The organism is Priestia sp. YIM B13490, assembly GCF_042787735.1.
In the GTDB taxonomy this organism is placed as follows: Bacteria; Bacillota; Bacilli; order Bacillales; family Bacillaceae_H; genus Priestia; species Priestia megaterium.
This window is the reverse complement of record NZ_JBHZOT010000006.1, coordinates 267,511-291,165: the sequence shown is the minus strand read 5'-3', so window position 1 is coordinate 291,165 and position 23,655 is coordinate 267,511. Positions and strand designations below refer to the sequence as shown.

Genomic DNA, 23,655 nt, shown 5'->3' with positions numbered 1-23,655 from the left:
TTCTACAAAGAATGCTATACGTTTCTTTGTTTGTATAGTAAATAAATGAAGTACGGTGCGCCAATTGCAGCTGTAAATACACCTGCTGGCACTTCGATTGGCAAGAAAAATGTTCGGCCAATTAAATCTGCTGCTGTGATTAAAATCGCTCCGATTAGTGCCGATAGCGGTATTAAAGCTCCGAACGAAGAACCTACCAGCTTTCGGGCAATATGTGGAGCAAGCAATCCTACAAAGCTAATCCCGCCGGCAAATGCAACGGCGCTTCCTGTTAAAGCTGTACTCATCAGTAATAGTGCCAATCGATTTTTTTGAACGCGACTTCCAACGTTAGTCGCAATTTCTTCACCTAATTCTTGAACATTTAAATTTCGAATCATTAAAATCGTGATTATAACCAGCCCTATTGTAACAGGAACTAGTACGGAAACACTGGCCCAGTTTGAGCCATACACCGTTCCTGTAATCCAAATATTTGCCTGGCTTGCGCGATAGATAGGACCCATAATCATAAACAGCGTGGTCATAGCTTTCGTTAACGCTGTTAATCCAATTCCTATTAATACTAGTGTAATAGGAGAGACGCCATTTTTCCAGGCAAACACATAAAGTAAAAGCGCCACTGCCAATGCACCTAAAAATGCGCTAACAGGCATCCAATTAATACTTACGGTTAACGAGTTGCTTTTATCACTAAATAGTGTCAAAAATAACACTACACCGACTGACGCTCCCCCTGTTAATCCAATTAAGTCTGGTGAAGCAAGCGGATTTCGCACAAGCCCCTGCAAGATAGCACCTGCAATGGCTAAACAAATACCGGCACAAATGGCAACGATAATGCGCGGAAGTCTAAAGGAGGTAACAACTAACCGTTCAAACTCCAGTCCATGACCCGCTAAAATGTTAATCACACGAAAGGGATTGATAAATAAGTCACCCGTACCTGCACTTAATAAAAAAAGAGCAATAAGTGCAGCTGAAAAACCAGTGATAATCAAAGCTGCTTTTATGTTAATTAAAAATGAAATCCGCTTTAAGCGAAGAGATAAGTATGTTTTCATGACGCCTTGGCCCCTTTCCTTGCCATGTAGATAAAGAAAGGTGTACCAATAACAGCAGTCATGACTCCAACAGGGATTTCTTGAGGCATAATGACATATCTAGCCGCAACATCAGCTAATAAAATTAAAATCCCGCCGGCAACCGCACTATAGGGAAATACCCAGCGATAATCTTGTCCTACAATTGCTCTTACAACATGAGGAACAATGATTCCAACAAAGCTAATCGGACCGGCTACTGCAACGGCTCCACCAGCTAAAATGGCAATAATGATCCCGCTTATAATTTTCACAAGAGCCGTTCTTTGACCTAATCCTTTAGCTACATCTTCACCAATCGTTAAAATATTAATTTTTGAAGCAATAAAAAACGTGACAATAATTGCTAGCACTACATAAGGCAGTATGTCATACAGCATTTCCACCTTGCGCCCTTGAACAGACCCAGCCAGCCAAAAGAGAACTTGATCAAGTGAAGATTCATCGACAGCCAGCAGACCTTGTGTTAAAGAAGAGAAAAAGGCTGCAATAGCCGCTCCTGCGAGCGTCAATTTAATAGGCGTTAATCCTTCTTTTCCGATGGACCCAAGAAAATAGACAACCACTACGGTTAATGCCGCTCCTAAAAATGCAATCCATGTAAAAGCTTGAAGTGAATTGACCGAAAAAATCATCACTGCAACAACAATAAAAAAGCTGGCCCCAGCGTTCACACCAATAATATCTGGTGAAGCAAGTGGGTTTTTCGTTAGCGCCTGCATCATTGCTCCTGCAATTCCTAAACAAATACCTACCACAGCACCGATTATAGCGCGCGGCAATCGAATATTTTGAATAACTATGTGCTCATTCGAACCGTTAAACGCTTGAAAAGCTTCAAATGCTGTCTTGATACTTGTATCTGTGTATCCGAGTACGATACTTAATCCAATACAGATTAAAAGCAGCATGATTCCAATGATGAGCCCCATTACTTTCATTTGAACACTGCGTAGCATCATTTTCATTGCTCTCCTCTAAGATGATTCCTATATATATCTAACCTTTAGTTTAGGAAACATTGAAAAAAGTGTCAATGATTTTGAGAATCATTTTCAATTTTTAATTGACACCGCTTAAAAGTTAGAATATTATCTTAATTGTTAATGAAAATCATTATCACTTAAGAGGAGGAAGAGATGTGAATACATATTCTAAAGGCAAGTTGTCATATTTGTTATCTATTCTTACCATTATGACACTGCTTGTGCTGGCAGCCTGCGGTAATTCAAACAGCGCTGACGATAATAAAAAAGAAAAAACTGAGGGTTCTGGCGAAACTTATACAGTAAAACACGCAATGGATAAAACAGAGATTAAAGGAACACCTAAACGAGTGGTCGTTTTAACAAACGAAGGTACTGAAGCTCTTCTTGCAATGGGTGTAAAGCCTGTGGGTGCTGTTCAATCATGGTTAGGAAATCCGTGGTATGACCATATTAAAGGTCAGATGAAAGGCGTTAAAAGTGTAGGTACAGAAAGCGAACCAAGCTTAGAAGCAATCGCAGCTTTAAAACCTGACTTGATTATCGGAAATAAGATGCGCCAAGAAAAAGTATACGATCAGCTGAGTCAAATTGCTCCGACTGTATTTTCTGAAGAGCTGCGCGGAGACTGGAAATCAAACTTTAAGTTATATGCAAAAGCTGTGAATAAAGAAGAAAAAGGTAAAGAAGTATTAGCTGACTATGACAATCGCGTAGCAGATTTAAAGAAACGTCTTGGTGATCAGTTAAAACAAAAAATCTCAGTTGTACGCTTTACAGCTGGAGACGTTCGTATCTATCATAAAGATTCGTTCTCAGGCGTTATTTTAGATCAGCTTGGCTTTGCTCGCCCTGAATCTCAAGACAAAAATGATTTTGCTGAAATGAATGCAACAAAAGAACGCATTCCGGCAATGGACGGCGATCAGCTATTCTACTTCTCTTATGAAACGGGAGACGGCGAAGCAACAAAGCTTGAAAAAGAATGGATAAACGATCCGCTTTTCAAAAAGTTAAAAGTAGCTCAAGAAGACCATGTTCATAAAGTAGATGATGCTACTTGGAATACAGCAGGCGGTGTGTTAGCAGCTAATATCGTACTTGATGATATTGAAAAAATCTTCTTAGATAAAAAACAATAATAATATGAAAGAAAGAGCTTCGACGAACCGAAGCTCTTTTTGCATGTATAATGTATTTCCTTTCATCGCACACTAACCGTGGTCTCACTTTATTAAATAGGAGTGGTGAAAATGAATTCAAAAAAACAGCCTAAAAAGCAGCCTGATACAAATGAAATGGCTGACCGTCAGTTCGAAACAGAAGATTATAACCGACAAGATGCACTCTCACAAGGCCTAGCAGAAACACATGAGCAAGTAAGCGATGCCTATCAAGAAGGATCATTTGAAGATACAGATCGTTAATAAAAAAAGAGCTGACTCTAAGTCAGCTCTTTTTTATTTTGAATGCTGCCATGCCGTTTTAGGCAATGACATGGACATCCACTGCTGGCGCTTTGATTTATCAATCGTTACTTTCTTTGCTTTAATTCCTTGTTGAATCAGCTGTTTCATTAGTTTATCAATTGACTTCATCGCTATTCACCTCAAAAGCGGAAATTTGTTTTGCTTCTACTTTTTTACTTTTTTGCGCTTAAACTTCATAAAAAACTCATAGACAATTGGAACGATAATGAGCGTAAGCAGCGTAGAACTTGTTAGTCCTCCGATTACCGTAACCCCTAGCCCTTTTGAAATAAGGCCTCCACCTTCAAATCCAAACGCTAATGGAAGCAGTGCACCAATCGTTGCAATAGCTGTCATTAAGATCGGGCGAAGACGGGTCATTCCAGCTTCTAGTAACGCTTCACGCGTCGACAGACCCTCTTGCTCTTTATGAATCACGCGGTCAATCAGAACAATTGCATTGGTTACCACAATTCCAATCAGCATAAGAGCTCCAATCATCGAAGAAATGCTGATTGTTTCTCCAGATATTAACAGCGCCACTAGTGCACCAATAAGTGTAAATGGAAGTGAGAATAAGATAGCAAACGGTGCTAGCCCTCCACCAAATGTCAGTACTAGTACGAAGTACACGATACCGATGGCTGCGAGCATAGCAATTCCTAATTGACTAAATGAGTCATTAATTTGCTCTGATGCTCCGCCAAAGTTAATATCCATATCACTTGGCAAATCAATTTTCTTCACTTCTTTTTGAACGTTAGAAGAAACGCCGCCTACATCGTCACTCTTAATATCGGCACTTACCTCTGCATAAATTTTATTATCACGGCGAGTTACCGTATTCGATGTTTTACCTTTTTTAATATCGACAACTTCATTTAATGTAACTTCCTGTCCAGTTTGAGAGGTCACTTTTGTGCTTGAAAGTTCGGTAAAAGTAGAGAAATCCTCTTTTTCTTTTGGAAGGTATACGTTAATTTCGTTTCCATCTTTTTGGATAGTCGTTAATACTTCACGCTGGCCAAGGTTCGAAATTTGCATGCCGATTTGACTAGCAGACAAGCCCAGTTTAGCGGCTTTCTTTTGATTCGGTACTAGCGTATATTCATCAAACGTATCTGAAAGCGTAGAATCGACATTTTTCAGTTCTTTATGCTTGTCTAAAACATGCTGAACTTTATCAGCATAAGGTTTGATTTCATCTAAGCTATCTCCGTAAATAAGGACGTTTAATGAATTATTGCTACCGCTAGACGCCGTATTCATTGAGCCCCATTCACCTTGATTCGCTTGTTTATTAAGAGCTTTTAATACTTTATCCTGCTCTTTATCAAAGTTTTGTGTATCCTCGTCATATTGCACAAATGTTAAAACGTTATTTTTGCTTCCCGGATTAAAAGAGTTACCTTCACCGAACGAATACTGAACCGTTTTGACACCATCTCGCTTCATCAAGTACGCTTCTGCGCGATTTGCTGCTTTTTCTACGTCGCTTTGAGACTGTCCGGCTTTCGGTGTATACGTAAGCGTCAGCGTTTTTTCTTGATCGGATGATAAGAAGCTCACGCCAATAGAAGGAACTAAGAATAAACTTCCTACTAACAGTAGTACGGCTAACCCAAAGGAAATAAGCTTATGGTTTAGCGTCCAGTTCAAAATTCGCTTATATCCGTGCGCTAGTTTGCTTGGTTTTTCTTCTTTTACTTTTACATTTGTTTTAAATAACGAATGAGCAAGCATTGGCACGAGTGTTACCGCTACTAGCAGTGATGCTAACAGTGCAAAAACAACGGTTAACGCAAACGGTAAGAATAGCTCTCCTACCGGTCCTTCTACTAGACCTAACGGTAAGAATACGGCCACGGTTACGATTGTAGAAGAGAAAATTGGAACAAACATCTCTTTCGTTGCCGCGACAATTAAATCTTTTCCTTTAAGCTTTTCTTCCTGATAAGCCATGCGGCGGTAAATATTTTCAATAACGACAATGGAATCATCTACAACCCTTCCAATGGCTACAGTCATCGCTCCGAGCGTCATAATATTTAAAGAGATATCCATTGATTTGAGCGCTAAAATGGCGATTAATAACGAAAGCGGAATCGAAATAACGGCAATAATCGTTGAACGAATATCACGTAAAAATAAAAGAATAATAATAACCGCAAAGACCGCACCGATAATAGCTTTATTTAGCATCGTATGAACAGAATCTTCAATCGGTTTACCTTGATCAAAAATATTGTCAACATGAAGGTCTTTGTTTTTCTTTTCTAGGCTATTCATTTTTTCTTTAATATCATTTACAACATTTACTGTGTTCGCATCCTTCGCTTTGACAACTTGTACAGCAATTGAAGGTTTTCCATTCGTGCGAGAAATAGATTCTGCTTTCCCCGTCACTTTAATATCCGCAATTTCTTTTAATTTCACAGTGGGAATAGAAGCTGCGGACGGCGCCTGCTGAACGGCTCCTTGTGTCTGCTGCTGGCTCATTCCTTGTTGCTGATCTCGAGCAGCTCCTTGACTAGGCACAGCTGGAATCTCTAAGTTTTCCAAATCTTTTTCTGTTGTCATCTTTCCGTCTACCACAACAGATTTTTGAGATCCATCCATCGTATACGTACCAGCCGGCACTTTTGCATCAGATGCTTGGATAAGCTTTTTCACCGTATCTTCATCGAGTCCCAGCTGCTTGAGCTTGTCTTGTTTGAATACAAGTTCTGCTTCTTCAACTTGTTCTCCTGACACGCTGACCGAAGAAATCCCCTGCACTTTTTCAACTTGTGGAACAACAGTATTTTTTACATACTTCGTTAATTCTTCTAATGATTTTTTATCATCTGAAACGCTTAATGAAATAATCGGAAAATCACTAATGCTTTGTCTTGAAACATTTGGTTCCTCTACATCATCTGGCAGATCTACGTTTGAAAGAGCTCGTCTAACTTCGTCTTCTGCCTTCTCCATATCTTTACTAAAGCTATATTCAACTTGAATAGTAGCCATATTTTCATAAGAAGATGAGCTAACTGTGTCAACGCCGCTCAGTCCCTGAAGCTTTTGTTCAATCGGCTTACTCACCTTATCTGCCACTTGTTCCGGAGTGGCTCCCGGATAAGTTGCACTGACTGTTACAACAGGCGTTGAAATATCAGGAATGGTCTCTAGCTTCATATTAAACCCTGAATACAGCCCTGCAATAATGACAAAGAGTGTTAACAGCCATACTGCAAATTTATTTTTCAATGAAAATTTAATAAACTTCCCCAATGCATATCCTCCTTCAAATATATGTATACTAATAAAATTGACTGATCGGTCACAACAACTTAAAATATAAATGACTAATCGGTCAGTGTCAACCCTAAGCAGGCTTTCTCCTAACATGTTCATAATAAAGACATATTTACGATAAATCGTTTTTTAAAGGAACTGACTCCCGGTTTTAACTTTGATATATACCTTTATCTTTTTTAGTGTATGATACTATTATCTAACGAAATGAATGGCTAAATTGTTCAATAAAGGAGGTAGAATACATGAAAGAAAAAGAAAAGAGAATAATTGAAGCTTCGATTAAGCTTTTTGCAAAAAAAGGATTTAATGCTACCTCTGTGCAAGAAATTGTAGATGAATGCAACATTTCAAAAGGTGCATTTTACCTGCACTTCAAATCTAAGGATGCACTTTTATTATCAATTCTAAACTTTTACTATGAAAAGCTGTTTAGCTCTGTTTATGCTCTCGACGAGGAAGTAAACGATGCCCGCAGCCGCTATATGAATCAGCTCATCTATTTCTATGAATTTATTACGGAGCACAGAGATTTTATTATCATGCAAATTCGTGAAAAATCTATTCCATTTAACAAAGAAGTGGAGACCTTTGTTCATAAAATGCAGCGAGAAACGTTTTACTTTCATCGCAAAAGCCTCGTTAGCGTATACGGAGAAGACGTAACTCCTTATATCTCGGATTTAACGAAAATGATTGAAGGTATTCATCATTCCTTTTTAGAAATTATTATCTTCAATCAATTCGAACTTACATTTAAAGAAGTAGCACAGTACATAATGGATCGAGTTGATGTATTAGTAGAAGATTTATTAGCTAGAAAACCTCGTCCCCTTATTCCTGCTTCTTTTGGTGAAGATATATATGGAAAGGAAAGAACGACTTTTCTCAGTAAAAATGAGCAGGTAAAACAAGCTCTTGAGGAAATTAAACATCTGCTAGACACCAGCGATCATATTTCTGATGAACACGCAGACAGCTTTCACATTTTACAAACGGAGCTAAAAAAAGATAAGCCTACCGCTGCTATTGTAAAAGGCATGGTTGGAAATTTAACGGAACTTAAACCGTTGGAAGAACCGCTTAATCTTTTAACAGCCTTACTCCAACAAAAATAACAGAAGGCTTCAACAAGCCTTCTGTTATTTTTCTGCTTTTGAACTAGATACTCCCCCAGATAACACGAACTTCATTGCTTCTTCCGGCTTAATATCTAACCATTCAATTTCTTCTTTTGGAATCAAAAAAGTAAAACCAGCTACTTGAAAAGTTTGCGGAACATAGACGGCTACGTGGTCTTTTAACGAGTGAATCACCTCTTCTACTTCTTCAGAGGTCACAAACCCTATGACTTTCATTGACGTGCCGGGCATCATCACTAAAACTACTTTTGAAAAGGACTTTTTTTCTCCAAGAAAAGATTGAAGCGTATCTTTAATGACGATATATAGCGTTTTAACAAGCGGTATTCTTTCTAACAACCGGTCAATTAAGTTAATGATTTTCCCTGCAAAAAAACGAGTTGATAACCATCCTAAGAACGTAATTAAGACAAGAGTCGCTAAGATCCCAACCCCCGGTATATAATCCTGCTTCATGTAGGGCTTCAATACGTTTCCTAAAATGCTGTCTAAAAAATTAAACACTCTTACCAAAATATAAATAACGAGGATAATAGGAACAATCGTTAAGAGCCCATTAATAAAACTTTTTATGATTGCTTTCATGCAAACACCTCATTTTTTCTAACATACTGCTGTTCATTATACAATGGATTTATTTTCGCTGCCCCTCTTTATTCTTATTCACATACGTATAAACTAGCGACGTTTTATCAAAATAATAGATGGGTACATGAACATACATACTTATATATTTATTTTTTCGGAGGGATACAATTGGGACGTTTAGAATCAAAAATTGCTGTTATTACAGGGTCAAGCTCTGGCATAGGAAAAGCAACCGCTGAGCGCTTCGCGAAAGAAGGCGCGGTTGTTATTTGTGCCGATATTAATTTAGACGGTGTGAAAAAAGTAGCACAAGAAATTAAAGATGCTGGCGGTGAAGCCTACGCCTACTATATCGATGTAGCTGAAGAAGAAAAAGTAAAAGAATTCACAGCAGAAATTGAAAAGAAATTTGGTAAAGTGGACATTCTTTTTAATAATGCCGGTACAGACACAGAAGGCGGCAAGCTTCACGAATATCCAGTAGAACTTTGGGATCGCTTAATGTCGGTAGATTTACGCGGAACGTTTCTTGTAAGCAAATACGTTATTCCGCTGATGTTAGAAAATGGCGGATCGATTATTAATAATTCATCTGTGTCCGGACTGGCAGCAGACTTAGATCGTTCTGGCTATAACGCGGCGAAAGGTGCTATTACCAACCTAACAAGAACCATGGCAATTGACTACGCTCGTGAAGGTATTCGCGTTAACTCAATTGCTCCTGGAACAATCGAAACACCTCTTCTTGATGATTTATCAGGCGCTGAAGAAGGAAAAAAATTCAGAAAAGCATATGAATGGGTCGATCCGATGGGGCGTCTAGGAAAACCGGAAGAAGTAGCCGGTGCTGTATTATTTTTAGCATCTGATGACAGCTCATATGTGACAGGTGATTGCATTACTGTAGACGGCGGTCATATGGCGTATACGTGGCCTGGAAAAATGCTTTACGATAAAATGTGAGAATAAAATTAGCTCTATACCAGTAGGTATAGAGCTTTTCCGTTTGAATTTTTTCTTTAAAATAGACGTGACATTATGTCAAGACAGGTGTAAACTTAAAGCAAAATTCTTTGCTTCTAGGAGGAAGACATGAAAACAAAACAATTATCAGAACGTCAGCTTCTTGGCATCGCAGGGCTCGGGTGGCTCTTTGATGCAATGGATGTTGGCATTTTGTCTTTTATCATTGCAGCTCTTCACGCTGAATGGGGACTTTCCCCTACTGAAATGAGTTGGATAGGCAGCGTTAACTCGATCGGAATGGCGGTTGGAGCTTTGGTGTTTGGGTTACTGGCTGATCGAATTGGGCGAAAAACTGTTTTTATTGTAACTCTTGTTCTTTTTTCAGTGGCAAGCGGCCTTTCGGCTCTTACTACTACCCTTGCTGCTTTTTTAGTATTTCGATTTTTAATTGGAATGGGTTTAGGAGGAGAGCTGCCTGTTGCTTCTACACTTGTTTCTGAGACCGTGGCGCCGGAAAAACGCGGTAAAGTGGTCGTGCTGTTAGAAAGTTTTTGGGCGTTCGGTTGGCTACTGGCAGCGCTTATTTCTTATTTTGTAATCCCAGCTTACGGGTGGCAGCTAGCGCTTATCCTAACGGCTATTCCAGCGTTTTATGCCATTTATTTGCGCATTAAACTGCCCGATTCTCCTCAGTTTGTGGAAGCGACAAAAGAAAAGAAACCGTCGATTGCGGACAATGTAAGAAGCGTGTGGTCTAAGCCTTATCGTCAATCTACCATTATGCTCTGGGTTCTGTGGTTTTGCGTTGTATTTTCATATTACGGCATGTTTTTATGGCTACCTAGCGTCATGGTCATTAAAGGTTTTAGCTTGATCAAAAGCTTTGAATACGTATTGATTATGACATTAGCTCAACTGCCTGGCTATTATACGGCTGCTTGGTTTATTGAACGCATGGGCCGAAAATTCGTATTGGTCACATATCTGTTAGGTACGGCTGCCAGCGCATATATCTTCGGAAATGCGGAGTCACTTTGGCTGCTGCTAACAGCAGGTATGCTGTTGTCTTTCTTCAACTTAGGTGCTTGGGGTGCTTTATACGCGTATACACCTGAGCAATATCCGACATCTATCCGAGGCACAGGAGCTGGAATGGCTGCTTCTTTTGGACGAATTGGAGGAATTTTAGGGCCGCTGTTAGTTGGATATATGTCAACGCAAGGTACGTCTTTAACCGTTACGTTCTCAATCTTTTGTGGAGCTATTTTAATCGGTGTTTGTTCGGTTGTTTTTCTAGGAAAAGAAACCAAACAAAAGCAGCTCGTATAAACAAAGACGCTCTTTTAGAGCGTCTTTGTTGTGCTTATTATTTATTTTCTACCAGCTCTTTTTCATCTGCCTCTACTTCCACGTCACGCTGAGCGAATACTTTCTTGGCTACGCTTAAAGCATTTAACACGCGAGGGAAGCCTGTGTATGGGATTAATTGAATAATGCTCTCCACAATCTCCTTCGGCTCTAGTCCAGCTGTTAAACCTGTATTTAAATGCAGCTCAAGCTGAGGCTCTGTACCCTGAGTGACTAATGATGAAATGGTAACTAATGCTCGTTGCTTATTGGTTAGACCCGGTCGTGAATAAATGTCTCCATAGGCAAATTCAATAATATATTTCCCAACGTCAGGAGCTAGGTCTTTTAAGTCTTCTGTAATTTTTAAATGAGTTGAAATATCATCGTTACTCGTTAATGTATATTCCATTAATTTATCTAAACCTTTTTGATAACTATCTTGTGCCATGTAAAATCAACCTCCGTATTTTTTACTGACACCGCGCGGAATCAATGTTTGTTTTCTTGTATGTTTTCTACACTATCTACTTTAACGCACGTTCTCTCTTTCGTAAAATACATATATTCAATACAACATATGCATTTTATCTATATAAAGCAGAATGCTGTTCATTCATATAGTGAAGAAATTGCTTAGAGGCATATGAAATATACTTATCTTTTTTTAAAATCAATCCTAAATCCCATGAAATTGAAGGGTTAGTAATAGGAACTGCTTTTACAATAGAGGAATCTACTTTTGCCGCAATGGACTGTGGAAAGATAGATACTCCTAAGTTTTCGGCAATCATTTCACCAATAAAATCCCATTGAGAGCTCTCGTAAGCTACGTTAGGTTCAAATCCTGCTTGTTGACATGCATGAATAAGCCGGTCGTGAAGCGTAAAATCTTCATTAAATAAAATAAATTTCTCTTGGGCCAATTCATTCATTTCCACATGAGTTTTAGAGGCTAAAGGATGGGAATGGTGAACATATAAAAGCATTTTTTCAGAGATAAAAGGATTAATATCAAAAAGATGTTCATTTACCGGAAGCACCGCTACACCTAAGTCTAACTCTCCTTTTTCTACTGCTTTTTGAACACGATTGGCTCCGTATTCAATAAGTTTAATCGTAATATCTGGATAGAGCTGCTGAAACCCTTTGATAATCTTTGGAAAGAACAGAACTCCAATCAATGGAGGAATTCCAATTTTAATCATTCCTTTCTTCAGATTCATCACATCATATAAATAAGTCGATAGCTCATCAATGGATGCCATGACTTTTTGTCCTTGCGCATACACCACTTCCCCGGCATCCGTTAAATCAATCTGTCTTGCGGACCGATCAATTAATTCTACTTCCAATTCTTCTTCTAAGTTTTTCACCATTTTGCTCAAGGTCGGCTGTGAAATATGGAGACTTTGAGATGCTTTAGTAAAGCTCCTTAATTTAGCGACTTCTAAAAAATAATTAAGCTGACGAATATCCATCTCTGCTCCTCCTATAGATAAGGCGAATATCTTTTATATTTTTTATTCATTTTACCTATTATTTTTTAGGATATACAGTAAAAATATAAAGAAAAGATGGACACATAATAAATCAATTTAATCTAAATAAGGACAAATGGGATAAAGGCGCTGGTATGGACCGCTTGTGACACCGCTGTTGCTTTCCGCGGGCGACCGCTGAGCCTCCTCTTCACTTGCGCTCCTGCGGTGTCTCACCTGTTCCGCTTTTCCGGCAAGAGTCTTCGCCTTGCCCTCCAATCAACATCTAGAAGCTACTACATGCATGAAACCTACGCTTACCATAACATCAAAAAATCCGAACGATTCATCGTTCGGATATACCTTCACCTAAAATACTGTTGTCCCGTCTTCTTTTACGAATATGATTTAAAATGTTTTGGCTGCTTGTGCTGCTTGTTCTAGACCACTTTCAATAATTTCTTGCCCACGATCTGGAAACTGATTATGTCCCTCAATAATAACAGAGTTCACATCCGTGATTCCAAAGAATTGAAGTACGCTGCTGACATATTTAACGGCCATTTCGACCTCAGCTGCTGGACCTTCTGAATACACTCCGCCTCGCGCGTTTAATAACATCACTTTTTTATCGCCTAGTAATCCCACCGGACCTTCGGGCGTATACTTAAACGTTTTGCCTGCTTGATTTAAATAATCAAGGTACGTATGAAGCACGGCTGGCACAGTAAAATTCCAAAGCGGAAAGGCAATAACAATTTTATCTGCTCTCACAAATTGTTCTAAGTAGGAATTAGCAGTTTCTGCTGCTTTGTTTTCCGCTGCCGTCACTTCTAGCCCTCTTGCTAATTTAAACTGACCGTTTATCATGTCGGCACCTAAATAAGGAAGTTCTTCTTTAAACAAATTTAGCTCTATTATTTCTTCATCTTGATGCGATTGTTGATAGCTTTTTAAAAATGCATCATATAATTTCATGCTAACCGCTTCACTTGCCGATCTGTCATTTGCTTTTATAAAAAGAGTATAACTCATACTAAAACCTCCACTGATTGTTCATACTCTTATTTTATTCGCTTTTTTCGTGCGTTTCGAACGACTTTATAATGAAATACCTTCATACTTTAGTCTGAAAAATCCTATATTAGATTTTTATTAAAGAGCAAAAAAAACAAATTGACAACGATAATCATTATCATTAAAATTAGAGAGAATTTAATTATTACTATCATTTAAAGTAAGGGGAGCTTTTTATGTGGTCGAGTTTGGCTTTGTCGCTTCGTGAAGGTTTAGAAGCGTCACTTATTATTGGAATTATTTTAGCTCATGTTACAAAAATTGGCCGAAAAGACTTAAAGTATTCCGTCTTCATTGGCGCTGCTGCTGGCCTTATTTTCAGCTTAGTATTTGGCTTTATTGGCTTTAATGAGGCGAGAGAGTTAGAAGAAGAGTCAGAAGAAATTTTTGAAGGAGTCATGATGCTTTTAGCTGCAGGTCTTATCGCTTACTTTATTCTGTGGTTGCATCGGAGCAAAGAAATGACATCTTCGGTTACATCAAAAATTTCCAGAAGCTCTTCCAAATGGGGATTAATCGTTTTAGCCTTTTTATCTGTCTTTCGTGAAGGAACAGAACTAATTATTTTTAATCTGACACAAGTGAATCAACACGCCTCTTCTATTGTATTCGGCAGTATAAGTGGCATTTTGCTGGCCATCGTTATTACATACATTCTGTTCAAAACAGCTATTAAGCTGAACCTGTGGATTATTTTTAAAGCGCTTGGTGTTTTCCTTATTTTTATTGGAGGAGAGTTATGCGGTGAAGGCTTGGTTAAGCTATTTGAAGCTGGTGGAGAACCCCTTGAAATAATTGGATTTAGTGTATTTACAGTTGCATCACTGTATCTATTCTTCCAAACGGAGTTAAAAAAATTAAGAGTAAGAAAACAAAAATCAGCATCATAATCACACAAAAGCCGCCTAACGGCGGCTTTCTCAGTTTGTAGATGAAACGGGAAGGTGAATCACAACTTCCGTCCCTTGTTCTTCTTCACTTTTAATAAAAATCTCGCCTTTATGCTGACGGACAATAGTTTGTGCAATCGACAGTCCAAGCCCCGTTCCTCCCGTAGCTCTGCTTCTGGCTTTATCGACTCGATAGAAACGTTCAAAAATATGTGCAAGATCTTCTTTTGGAATGCCAATTCCATAGTCTTTTACTTTGATAATGACATCTTCCTGCTTTTTTTCAACGGTCACTTCAATTTTATCCGTACTGTATTTAATTGCATTATCAAGCAAAATAATCAATACTTGCTTCATTTTTAGTTCATCCACTTCAATCATAATGGGCGTTTGATCATAATGAAGAACTAATTCTCTTTTGTATACCTGCTGCAGCTGCTTAACGATTTGTTCAAAAATAAGAAAAAGATCTGTTTGCTTCAGATCAAGCGTTTGTTCTTTTTCCACACTTGCCAGATCAAGCAGCGTTTCAATCATTTTTTGCATTTTGGTTGCTTCGGCATAGATAGTGTCGATCGCATCGAGCGTAATTTCTTCATTTTTAATCCCTCTTCTTCTTAATAAATTAGAATAACTGCGAATAACGGTTAGAGGGGTTTTTAATTCATGAGAAGCATCGGAAACAAACTGATTTTGCTTTTCAATATTTTCTCGTAAGCGGTCAATCATATGATTAAAGGTAACGGTCATCCCCTGCAGTTCATCTCTCGTTTCGGTTTGAATGAGGACTTTTTTAGGAACACCGCTCTCTTCGATCTCTTTCATCGTTGTGACCATATTTTTAATAGGATGCATAATGACGCGTGATAACCATCTTCCTCCTAAAAGAGACAGTAAAATGGACACAAGCGAACAAAAAATCAAAATTGATAGCAAAATATCTTTACGGGTTTCAAAACCAGTCAGGAGCTCACCAATCTCAAGCGTTTCAACGACTTGATTATTGACTTTGACAGGCATGCGAATAACCAATACTTGCTTTTCTCTGATTTTGCGAAGTTTCACCTTTTTTTTCTTTGAAAATTCGGGCTTAATTTTCACCAGATGAGGGTCATTTGATACCTGGTTAATGACCGTAGAATTTTCTGAGACTGTTCGGATAAATGAATGGTTGGTCAAATAAAATTTTAGTAACTCCGGCGAGAGCTCCACGGAATGATCTTGCTGACCTTTTTGAATAATCTCACGTGCTTTTTCGAATAAAATGTCCTGTTCCATATTCACGGTAGATTTAGTAAAGGAGAAAAAAACAACGATGTTCATGATTAATAAAATAACCACTAGCCATGCTGTTGTCAGTAAATTAATCTTCGTCGTGATCTTCATGTTTCTCCTCTTTCATCATATATCCTACGCCCCGCACCGTATGAATGAGAGAAGTAGAAAAACCTTCATCTACTTTTTTTCTTAAGTGGCGAATATACACATCAATTACGTTCGTTTCTCCTTCATATTCATAGCCCCAAACGTTTGTGAGAATTCCTTCTCTCGTGACAATTTTATTTTTATTCGTAAGCAAATACACGACTAAATCATACTCTTTCGGTGTCAACGTAATGGATTCATTGTTTCTTAGGACTTCCCTTGTTTCAAGATTAATGGTCAAATCACTTATCGTTAAGAGCTCCGCTTCAGCTTCTTTCGTTCCTGATGCTTCTACGAGCGAACGATAGCGAATACAAGAGCGAACCCGTGCTAACAGTTCTTCAATTTCAAACGGTTTTGTAACATAATCATTAGCCCCTTGGTCTAAGCCCATTACCTTATCCAGCGTCGTATTTCTGGCAGTTAATAAAATAACTGGCGTAAATACTTCCGCTTTCCGAAGTCTTCTTAACACCTCAATACCACTCAGACTTGGAAGCATCACGTCTAGCAAAATGAGGTCATATTGAGCGGATGTTGCCGTCTCTAACCCCGCTTTCCCGTCGTACTCAACATCTACTTCATAATCTTCAAATTCCAATTCAATCTTTAACACTTTCGCAATTTGCGCTTCATCTTCCACAATTAAAATTTTCTCTTTCATGTTATACACCTCTCACCAAATGTCTTAAGTGAAAGAATAGCTTCTTTAGATAAAAAAACAACACCTTTTTCAAAAGATGTTTGTTTTTTTATCTAAACCCTACTTTTTCAACATACTTGTCTTTTAGCTTATCCTTATTGTTTGTAAACATGAATGTTTTACGCATGAAGACCAATCGTTTGCTTTTCGCCTAAAATCCAATTGACTACTGCTAAAAGTTCTTCAGGCGTTTGTGCTTCGATTTCTTTATGGTAAGCAGCAATCGCGTTATATAATGTGCTCATTTTATCAGCATCCTGCAGCACTGCCTGCAGCTGACTTTCTAACGATTGATCCGCCTTTAGTTCTTGAACTAAGTTTCGTTCTGTTAAATAGCGTAAATTCACTTCTTCTTGACCTGGTAAAGCAGAATGAACAAAAATCGGTAAATTCTTGCGAAGAGCTTCACTGACCGTGATACCACCTGGCTTTGTTACAATAGCATCCACTTGTTCATACAGTTCATTCATTTCTGTGCGTGATGAAATGTACGGAATCGGTGTAACGTGCTGTAATTCCCATCCCTTGATTTCTTCATATAGCTTTTGATTTTTGCCGCATAAGACAAAGTAATGAAAATGGCTCGCATCTTTTAAATCATTGTAGAAATCCATAATATTGCCTAAACCGCTGCTGCCTCCAGCAATTAAAATATTTCGATTACCAGGATGCTTAAATGTTCTTGTTTTTGTTATTTCTTCATGTACCGGTATTCCTGTGACCATCATATTTTGAAGTGGAATTTCACTTTGAGCACGAAGTCCTTTTTTTACTTCTTCACTAGGGAGAAAGTGAAAATCAATCTCTTCTTTTCCCCATAAATTATTAATAAAGAAATCCGTGTAGACATTTATAATAGGTACATCGCACTTGCCTTTTGCTTTTAATTGACTGAGCAAATAAGAAGGAAACCCATGTGTGCATATAATTAAATCCGGATTTTCTTCTTTAACTAAGTGCTCCATTTTTTTTGCGAATACGTGATGATACCATTTGAATGAATGAACAGGCGGTTCATAAAAGAGATGTTTGTATGCCATATTGTACGTTTCTGGAGCATAACGAATCCATTTCAAATATGTGCCTGTGACCACTTTTTCTAATAGTTCGTTTGTATAGCTTAATAAATCTATTTTTTTATAACAAATATTTGTTGTTCTTCTTTCCAATATATCCATTAACGCCTCTGCCACTTGATGATGGCCAGAAGGCATTTTTAGAAGAGGTAAAAATAAAACCTTTTTCAACTGTTTCATCTCCTATTCTAAAAGCAGTTTCTTCCTCTCCTTTTTATATCATTAAATACCCTTAAATTTCGGATTTTAATTGATTTTTAATGTGAAATTCATCGTTTTTTTAGAGTGTCAATCTAAACTAAGAGTGAAAAGTACTGCATAAGGAGAAAACAAATGAACCTCAATTACGAAGTATTTCAATGGATTAACTCGTTTGCTGGTGAATCCAGCGCAATGGATTCTGTAATGATTATCATCACGAATAGCGTTCCTTATTTTATAATGGCTTGTTTGCTTTTGCTTTGGTTTAGCGGAAAAACAGAAAGAACAATTTATCACCGTTATACGGCTTTATACATGTTGTTTACAATTGTACTTTCTCTATGTATCAATGAGGTCATTCACCTGGTGTATTACCACCCGCGTCCGTTTGTGACTCATCACGTTCATAAGCTGATTCCGCACCCGGCTAATTCATCTTTTGTGAGTGATCATTCGATTTTAGTCTTTTCTGCTGCTTGGATCATGTGGTTACGAAAAAACAAATGGAGAAGCATCATTTTTATATGGGCTGTCATTTCTGGCCTTTCACGTATTTACGTAGGCGTTCACTATCCAGCAGATGTACTTGGAGGCATGGTGATTGCGGGAGCTATCGGATGCTTTATTATATACGTTTCAGCTAAAACAACTCCTCTTATTCAGCGATTATTCTGGATTCACGATTTGATTATCAAGCGTATTCCGTTTCTATCTTCCTATACGCATGAACAAATTAGCAAAAAAAATCATTCAGCTTAAAGAGGCTGAGGCAAAAATAGTTTAGCTGAAATGAAAAACGAACCACTAATCAAACTGTTTGATTAGTGGTTCGTTTTTTTTGTTATGGTGAACGTAGATTTTATCTGTTTCGTTCCTTCCAGCAGTTGATTGGAGGGCAAGGCGAAGACTCTTGCGGGAACAGTGGAACAGGTGAGAACCCCGCAGGAGCGCAAGCGACGAGGAGGCTCAGCGGCCGCTCGCGGAAAGCGAAGCCTTGCACGGAAATCAACTGCGGTCGAGCAAGCAGGCCAGATTGTTCACCTTTGAATGGGATTCATTTCGTTACGTCTCAGCCTCTTTTTTATTATTTTTAAAAAACAAAGTTCACTTTCTTGACTTTCACTTTTATTTATTTTATATTAGTTGATGTATCAAACATTGATGTATCAAATATTAATTCATCAATAAATATCATAGAAAAAGGGAGCGACTTTCTTGTCACATTCATGTTCTGAAAAAGCAAATGTTCTGTATGCTCTGCAAGAAGTTAATAAACAAATTAATCAAAAGTTTGAGCATTGTACCGGTGTTAGCCAATCACGTCTTGATATTTTACATCAGCTTTATGAAACAGGTGAAATGAGTCAAAAGGCGCTTCAACAGCAAGTAAACATTGACAATGCTGCAATTACAAGGCATTTAAAGCAGCTCGAAGAAAGAGATGTTGTATCACGCCGTAAAAACCCTGATGACAACCGCGTAACATTTGTAAAGCTTACGAAAAGCGGACATGAAAAAATCGGTGCATTTCGAAACGAAAAAGCTCGCTTTATTGATGAAGCATTTAAAGATTTCAGCGAAGAAGAACAGCTGCTGCTTTCCAAAATGCTTGAGCGTTTAAAAGTAAACATTTCGGCCATTGAACGGTCATAACATTTTTAACATAAAGGAGAGTTCATCATGACGCAAACAAAAACACTAAACAATGATTTCCAAGATATTATTACAGGGCGCAGATCTATTCGTTATTACGACCCATCTGTCAAAATCAGCCGTGAAGAAATGAAAGAAATTTTAACCGAAGCGACGCTAGCTCCATCTTCTGTTAATGCACAGCCTTGGCGCTTTCTAGTAATTGATAGCCCTGAAGGAAAGGCAACATTAGCTCCGCTTGCTAAATTTAATCAATCACAAGTAGAAACATCAGCAGCTGTTATTGCGATTTTCGGCGATTTAAAAAGTGAAGAAAATTTAGATGAAATTTACGATAAAGCTGTTGAACTAGGCTATATGCCACAAGAAATTAGAGATATGCAAATTCCTAAAATCAAAGCGCACTACGCAGCTGCTTCTGAAGAATTAAATAAAGAAACAGTATTAATTGACGGCGGTTTAGTATCTATGCAGTTAATGCTTGCTGCACGTGCTCACGGTTATGATACAAACGCTATTGGCGGTTATGAAAAAGATCAAATTGCCGAAGCATTCGGTTTAGACAAAGAGCGCTATGCGCCGGTTATGTTACTTTCAATCGGCAAAGCAGCAAATAGCGGTTACCCGTCTGTACGTTTACCAATCGAAAAAGTAGCTCAATTTAGATAATAAAAAAAGGTGCTGTGTATTCAGCACCTTTTTTTATCCTCCACTAACGGGCGGAATAAATGCGACGGTATCTCCCGTTCCAATGGTTTCTTCATCTGTTACAAACTCTTCGTTGACTGCGGTCATCGTTTGCTTCAGAGAGGACAACTTATACGTTTTTTGCACATATTCCTTTAATTCCTTCACTGTTATATCTTGCTTATCAACTGTTACTTGTTCCACTCCAGCCTCTTCACGTATAGCAGCAAAAAATAAGACGTTAATCATTTTCACATCTCCTTCATTGGCTTTCCTTCAGGATATTCTTTCGTTTCTAACTGATCTCCAATCCATTTTGTTCCGTCTTCCCAAAATTCCTTTTTCCAAATTGGCACAATTTGCTTAATACGTTCAATAGCATACTCGTTTGCTTCATAAGCTGTTTTGCGATGCGGAGAAGAAACGGCAATAACTACTGCGACTTCTGTTATATCAAGCTTCCCGATTCGATGAGTAATAGCTGTCAACGCATCGGGCCACTTTTCCTGAATTTCGTCACCAATTTGGCTAAGCATTTTCACTGCCATTGGCACATAGGCTTGATATTCAAGAGAGAGCGTCTTCTTGCCTTTTGTAAATTCTCTTACCGTTCCAATAAATGTCGTAATAGCTCCCGCGTCTCTTCTAGAAACTTTTTTAATTATTTCATCTACGGCAATTGGCTGATTTACTACTTCAAATAAGTGCTGGTTCATCTTCTTTCCCCCACTTCTTTCAATAAAAAATTAAGATAAAGTTCGTCTTCTTGTAAGTGAAATATTGGATATGCTCCCTGCACTTCTTTTTTTAGCGGAACGTGACTAATCACGCATATAATATTGGTTAGAGAGGAAAGCAGAACAAGATCTTCTTCACTTCGAATCAAGACTGCTTTTGGATAGGATTCTTTTTTATATCCTTCAACAAAAATGACATCTGGCGAGAAAAATTGATAAAAATCAATCAGCTTTTTTAGGCTCCAGTCTTTACTAGCTGCCGTAAGCTGAAGGATTCCACCTCCCTCTACACCTGCCACATCGGCACCTGCTTGCTGGTGGCGATGACTGTCTTTTAGCTCACTGCTGCTATCTGGAGGTCCGCCGTGTCCATGATGCTTAATAGAACCTACACATAGATTGAATTGCTTCGCTCTTTTAATGAGCTTTTCCACTAAAGTAGTTTTTCCGCTGTTTTGAAATCCAACTACTTGTAAAACGGTACAACAAGCTACCAAGGCCATTCACTTCCCCGCACGTCATCTAGCAATAAGACGTCAACCAGCATTCCTTCTTTGTATCCTCTCGTCCCTCCAGGAAATATAATTAATGTATCTGCATGAGCTAAAGAAGAAACAGCACTAGATTTTGTAAAGCTTAATGGAGAAGCAATGAGCTGTCCTTCCCTGTATGAAAGCCTGCCAGATACAAATCGCATAAAAGGATTTGGCTTTAAAAAGTCTTTTCCTAACAAAGCTTTTTCTTTCCGAAGATGAGGGGCGCTCTTACCCGCATATGTACTGATTACCGGACGAGCCAGAAGTTCAAAACCGACATAGCACGCTGTAGGATTTCCCGAGAGGCCAAATAAAAGCTTTTCTTCCATACGAGCAACCGTTGTTACACTGCCTGGCCTCATCGCTATTTTATTAAAAAGAACTTCGGCTTGTAATTGCTTATAAACATCTGGTAGATAATCATAGTCTCCTACTGAAACGCCGCCCGTTGTAATCAGCATGTCCACTTCTGATAGTGCAGATTTTACCGCATTGTAGCACTCACTTAAATCATCGGGCATGATACCAAAATAGTTCACTTCGCCTCCAGCTTTTTCAATTTGCGCACGCAGCATATGAGTATTGCTATTACGAATTTTGCCCCGTTCAACAGGATCACTCACTTCCACTAGTTCACTTCCAGTTGCAAGTAATCCAACTACAGGTTTTTTGAAGACAGCTACGTTACTATAGCCAAATGTGGCTAAAAGAGCAGCTACTCCCGGAGTGATATACGTTCCTTTCGAAGCTAACACAGTGTCTTTTGTTGTTTCTTCTCCTTGAAAAGAAATGTTATCTCCGCTGTTAAACGAACGCTTGATTTGAACGATCGGCTGATTGTCTTTCGTATATTCTTTTGTTACTTCAAGCATGGCAACCGCATCGCAGCCTTTGGGAATAGGAGCTCCTGTCATAATACGCACAGCCTGCATCGCGCTGACTGTATGTTCAAAAATAGAACCCGCTCCTATTTCTCCTCGAACAGCCAGTTCTACTGGATGAAGTGATGATGCCTCTTTCGTATCTTGCGACCGAATGGCAAAACCATCATATGGAGAACGATCAAAAGCAGGAATGTCATGATCTGCTATTAAATCTTCAGCTAAAAATCTGCCGTGAGCTTCTTCAAGCGCAATGATTTCTTGCTTTCTGTTTTTTGCATACTGCATCACTCGTCCAACGCATTCTCCGACAGGGATAGGAGTTCGCTTTTCTCTCATTCTTTTCACTCCTTTACTCATCCTAGTAAACGATAATATAAGCTTCTCGCAAATTGAATATCATTCGTTCCATGAATAAATACACGGCCATCTTGAAAAATTACAAAGCGCTGCTCTGGAAGCTGACATGACAGAAGATATGGATTGCGGTCCACTTTCCCCTGTTTTTTTAACCGTTTTTCCAATTCATCGAAGTTGTACAAATGGCGCTGCGAGGGCCTGATTTGAACCGTCTCTCTGCCGCACAGAACGTCTGTTTTAAGCTGATTTTCATACGCTAAGTACGGATAAGTTTGGGTTGATCCGCAAGAAGAACATTTATCACTTTTCATTTTGCCCGTCTTAAATTCAGCATGCTGATTATTCCAGGCATCAAAGGTTAGAAATGTGTGGCGCAAAGCTTCAACATCTTCGACTAAAATTTTTAATGCTTCGGTTATTTGATAGGCTGCCACAATTTGAACAGCGGGACTAATAATTCCTGCTGTCTCACAGGTTGCTCCTCCGACAGGCACTTTTTTCAATATGCAGTGCAGACAAGGGGTTACATTTGGGATAACAGTATAAGTGGCGCCATAACTCCCTACACATGAGCCGTATATCCAAGGAACTTCATACTTATGTGACAAATCATTTAAAATAAAACGGATGTCGAAGTTGTCTGTCGCATCGATGATCACATCGGCTGTTTGGACGATACTTTCTAAATTAGCAGGCTGAGCATCCATCACCAGCGCTTCAATCTTCACTTCCGTGTTTATTTGACGCAAACGATTTTTTGCTGCTACAGCTTTAGGTAGTTTGTTTTGCGCATCTTGTTCTGTATAAAGCTGCTGACGCTGTAGATTACTCCATTCTACATAATCACGATCTACAAGAGTCAATTTTCCAATTCCAGCACGCACGAGGGCTTCTGCGCTAGCGCTGCCTAGAGCCCCTGCACCTACAACTAAAACATGCTTACTTCTAATTTGCTGCTGCCCTTTGTTTCCAATGGGCTGGAAAAGCTGCTGACGTGAATAACGTTCTGTCACTCTTTTCTCTCCCTTTCTCATTCAATCTCTGACT

General features: G+C 38.7%; 26 protein-coding genes. 10 read left to right on the top strand and 16 right to left on the bottom strand.

What is annotated here, in order from left to right; all coding sequences use genetic code 11:
• Positions 1 to 14: 14 nt before the first annotated feature.
• Positions 15 to 1,064 (bottom strand): FecCD family ABC transporter permease, encoded by a 1,050-nt coding sequence (locus ACFX4R_RS19570; protein ID WP_043977265.1) that lies wholly within the window; start codon positions 1,062 to 1,064, stop codon positions 15 to 17.
• Positions 1,061 to 2,065 (bottom strand): FecCD family ABC transporter permease, encoded by a 1,005-nt coding sequence (locus tag ACFX4R_RS19565; protein WP_043977266.1) that lies wholly within the window; start codon positions 2,063 to 2,065, stop codon positions 1,061 to 1,063. The genes ACFX4R_RS19570 and ACFX4R_RS19565 overlap by 4 nt, the downstream gene beginning before the upstream one ends.
• Positions 2,066 to 2,244: 179 nt before the next feature.
• Between ACFX4R_RS19565 and ACFX4R_RS19560 the strand changes: the two genes are divergently transcribed.
• A complete protein-coding gene (locus tag ACFX4R_RS19560; RefSeq protein WP_034648466.1) occupies positions 2,245 to 3,231 on the top strand; it encodes an ABC transporter substrate-binding protein in 987 nt (328 codons plus the stop codon).
• A gap of 111 nt (positions 3,232 to 3,342) precedes the next feature.
• The gene (locus ACFX4R_RS19555) at positions 3,343 to 3,516 is read left to right on the top strand and encodes a YozQ family protein (protein WP_013085357.1); all 174 of its coding nucleotides are present in this window, start codon (positions 3,343 to 3,345) and stop codon (positions 3,514 to 3,516) included.
• A gap of 33 nt (positions 3,517 to 3,549) precedes the next feature.
• Here the strand turns inward: ACFX4R_RS19555 and ACFX4R_RS19550 are convergent, their stop codons facing one another.
• Both ACFX4R_RS19550 and ACFX4R_RS19545 read right to left on the bottom strand, forming a co-directional pair.
• Positions 3,550 to 3,687, bottom strand: coding sequence for a hypothetical protein (locus tag ACFX4R_RS19550; protein ID WP_014457868.1), 138 nt, complete (start codon positions 3,685 to 3,687; stop codon positions 3,550 to 3,552).
• Positions 3,688 to 3,723: 36 nt separating this feature from the next.
• Positions 3,724 to 6,834, bottom strand: a complete 3,111-nt coding sequence (locus ACFX4R_RS19545; protein ID WP_043977269.1) for an efflux RND transporter permease subunit — start codon at positions 6,832 to 6,834, stop codon at positions 3,724 to 3,726.
• A gap of 269 nt (positions 6,835 to 7,103) precedes the next feature.
• On the opposite strand from ACFX4R_RS19545, the gene ACFX4R_RS19540 reads away from it, so the two are divergent.
• On the top strand, positions 7,104 to 7,976 hold the full coding sequence (locus ACFX4R_RS19540; protein ID WP_013085359.1) for a TetR/AcrR family transcriptional regulator: 873 nt from the start codon (positions 7,104 to 7,106) through the stop codon (positions 7,974 to 7,976).
• Positions 7,977 to 8,000: 24 nt separating this feature from the next.
• On the opposite strand, the gene ACFX4R_RS19535 is transcribed toward ACFX4R_RS19540, so the two are convergent.
• Positions 8,001 to 8,585: a DUF502 domain-containing protein gene (locus ACFX4R_RS19535; protein ID WP_043977273.1), complete on the bottom strand. Its 585-nt coding sequence runs from the start codon at positions 8,583 to 8,585 to the stop codon at positions 8,001 to 8,003.
• 171 nt (positions 8,586 to 8,756) lie between these two features.
• Between ACFX4R_RS19535 and ACFX4R_RS19530 the strand changes: the two genes are divergently transcribed.
• Both ACFX4R_RS19530 and ACFX4R_RS19525 read left to right on the top strand, forming a co-directional pair.
• The gene (locus ACFX4R_RS19530; RefSeq protein ID WP_025752640.1) at positions 8,757 to 9,551 is read left to right on the top strand and encodes an SDR family oxidoreductase; all 795 of its coding nucleotides are present in this window, start codon (positions 8,757 to 8,759) and stop codon (positions 9,549 to 9,551) included.
• A 129-nt stretch (positions 9,552 to 9,680) separates the two neighbouring features.
• Positions 9,681 to 10,883: an MFS transporter gene (locus ACFX4R_RS19525; protein WP_043977276.1), complete on the top strand. Its 1,203-nt coding sequence runs from the start codon at positions 9,681 to 9,683 to the stop codon at positions 10,881 to 10,883.
• Positions 10,884 to 10,920: 37 nt separating this feature from the next.
• Here ACFX4R_RS19525 and ACFX4R_RS19520 read toward each other — a convergent pair whose 3' ends face one another.
• From ACFX4R_RS19520 to ACFX4R_RS19510, 3 genes are all read right to left on the bottom strand, one after another.
• Positions 10,921 to 11,352, bottom strand: coding sequence for a carboxymuconolactone decarboxylase family protein (locus tag ACFX4R_RS19520; protein ID WP_016765843.1), 432 nt, complete (start codon positions 11,350 to 11,352; stop codon positions 10,921 to 10,923).
• A gap of 136 nt (positions 11,353 to 11,488) precedes the next feature.
• Positions 11,489 to 12,382, bottom strand: coding sequence for a LysR substrate-binding domain-containing protein (locus ACFX4R_RS19515; RefSeq protein WP_043977279.1), 894 nt, complete (start codon positions 12,380 to 12,382; stop codon positions 11,489 to 11,491).
• A 408-nt stretch (positions 12,383 to 12,790) separates the two neighbouring features.
• The gene (locus tag ACFX4R_RS19510) at positions 12,791 to 13,417 is read right to left on the bottom strand and encodes an FMN-dependent NADH-azoreductase (RefSeq protein ID WP_043977282.1); all 627 of its coding nucleotides are present in this window, start codon (positions 13,415 to 13,417) and stop codon (positions 12,791 to 12,793) included.
• Between the two features lie 218 nt (positions 13,418 to 13,635).
• On the opposite strand from ACFX4R_RS19510, the gene ACFX4R_RS19505 reads away from it, so the two are divergent.
• Entirely contained in the window at positions 13,636 to 14,349 is a 714-nt protein-coding gene (locus tag ACFX4R_RS19505) for an FTR1 family iron permease (RefSeq protein ID WP_043977283.1), read from the top strand.
• A 30-nt stretch (positions 14,350 to 14,379) separates the two neighbouring features.
• Here the strand turns inward: ACFX4R_RS19505 and ACFX4R_RS19500 are convergent, their stop codons facing one another.
• The 3 genes from ACFX4R_RS19500 to ACFX4R_RS19490 form a co-directional block, all read right to left on the bottom strand.
• Complete coding sequence (locus tag ACFX4R_RS19500; protein ID WP_043977285.1) at positions 14,380 to 15,735, bottom strand: sensor histidine kinase; 1,356 nt, start codon at positions 15,733 to 15,735, stop codon at positions 14,380 to 14,382.
• Positions 15,713 to 16,438: a response regulator transcription factor gene (locus ACFX4R_RS19495; protein WP_013059676.1), complete on the bottom strand. Its 726-nt coding sequence runs from the start codon at positions 16,436 to 16,438 to the stop codon at positions 15,713 to 15,715. The genes ACFX4R_RS19500 and ACFX4R_RS19495 overlap by 23 nt, the downstream gene beginning before the upstream one ends.
• A gap of 158 nt (positions 16,439 to 16,596) precedes the next feature.
• On the bottom strand, positions 16,597 to 17,733 hold the full coding sequence (locus tag ACFX4R_RS19490) for an MGDG synthase family glycosyltransferase (RefSeq protein ID WP_230586501.1): 1,137 nt from the start codon (positions 17,731 to 17,733) through the stop codon (positions 16,597 to 16,599).
• Positions 17,734 to 17,886: 153 nt separating this feature from the next.
• Here ACFX4R_RS19490 and ACFX4R_RS19485 point away from each other — a divergent pair, with 153 nt between their 5' ends.
• From ACFX4R_RS19485 to ACFX4R_RS19470, 4 genes are all read left to right on the top strand, one after another.
• Positions 17,887 to 18,513 (top strand): undecaprenyl-diphosphatase, encoded by a 627-nt coding sequence (locus tag ACFX4R_RS19485; RefSeq protein ID WP_043977288.1) that lies wholly within the window; start codon positions 17,887 to 17,889, stop codon positions 18,511 to 18,513.
• A gap of 162 nt (positions 18,514 to 18,675) precedes the next feature.
• Positions 18,676 to 18,801, top strand: coding sequence for a hypothetical protein (locus tag ACFX4R_RS19480; protein WP_255293604.1), 126 nt, complete (start codon positions 18,676 to 18,678; stop codon positions 18,799 to 18,801).
• 168 nt (positions 18,802 to 18,969) lie between these two features.
• Entirely contained in the window at positions 18,970 to 19,407 is a 438-nt protein-coding gene (locus tag ACFX4R_RS19475) for a MarR family winged helix-turn-helix transcriptional regulator (protein ID WP_013085370.1), read from the top strand.
• 27 nt (positions 19,408 to 19,434) lie between these two features.
• Positions 19,435 to 20,076, top strand: a complete 642-nt coding sequence (locus tag ACFX4R_RS19470; RefSeq protein ID WP_013059680.1) for a nitroreductase family protein — start codon at positions 19,435 to 19,437, stop codon at positions 20,074 to 20,076.
• Positions 20,077 to 20,109: 33 nt separating this feature from the next.
• Here ACFX4R_RS19470 and moaD read toward each other — a convergent pair whose 3' ends face one another.
• The 5 genes from moaD to ACFX4R_RS19445 are packed head-to-tail and all read right to left on the bottom strand — an operon-like array spanning position 20,110 to position 23,621.
• On the bottom strand, positions 20,110 to 20,343 hold the full coding sequence (gene moaD / locus ACFX4R_RS19465) for a molybdopterin converting factor subunit 1 (RefSeq protein WP_013085372.1): 234 nt from the start codon (positions 20,341 to 20,343) through the stop codon (positions 20,110 to 20,112).
• A 2-nt stretch (positions 20,344 to 20,345) separates the two neighbouring features.
• The gene (locus ACFX4R_RS19460) at positions 20,346 to 20,810 is read right to left on the bottom strand and encodes a molybdenum cofactor biosynthesis protein MoaE (RefSeq protein WP_013059682.1); all 465 of its coding nucleotides are present in this window, start codon (positions 20,808 to 20,810) and stop codon (positions 20,346 to 20,348) included.
• Positions 20,807 to 21,334, bottom strand: a complete 528-nt coding sequence (gene mobB / locus ACFX4R_RS19455) for a molybdopterin-guanine dinucleotide biosynthesis protein B (RefSeq protein WP_237075057.1) — start codon at positions 21,332 to 21,334, stop codon at positions 20,807 to 20,809. Before mobB ends, ACFX4R_RS19460 begins: the two co-directional genes overlap by 4 nt.
• Positions 21,322 to 22,587 carry a molybdopterin molybdotransferase MoeA gene (locus ACFX4R_RS19450; protein WP_377570104.1) on the bottom strand — a complete coding sequence of 422 codons (1,266 nt, stop codon included), beginning with the start codon at positions 22,585 to 22,587 and terminating at the stop codon, positions 21,322 to 21,324. Before ACFX4R_RS19450 ends, mobB begins: the two co-directional genes overlap by 13 nt.
• Before the next feature lie 17 nt (positions 22,588 to 22,604).
• The gene (locus ACFX4R_RS19445) at positions 22,605 to 23,621 is read right to left on the bottom strand and encodes a molybdopterin-synthase adenylyltransferase MoeB (RefSeq protein ID WP_043977293.1); all 1,017 of its coding nucleotides are present in this window, start codon (positions 23,619 to 23,621) and stop codon (positions 22,605 to 22,607) included.
• Between the last annotated feature and the right edge of the window lie 34 nt (positions 23,622 to 23,655).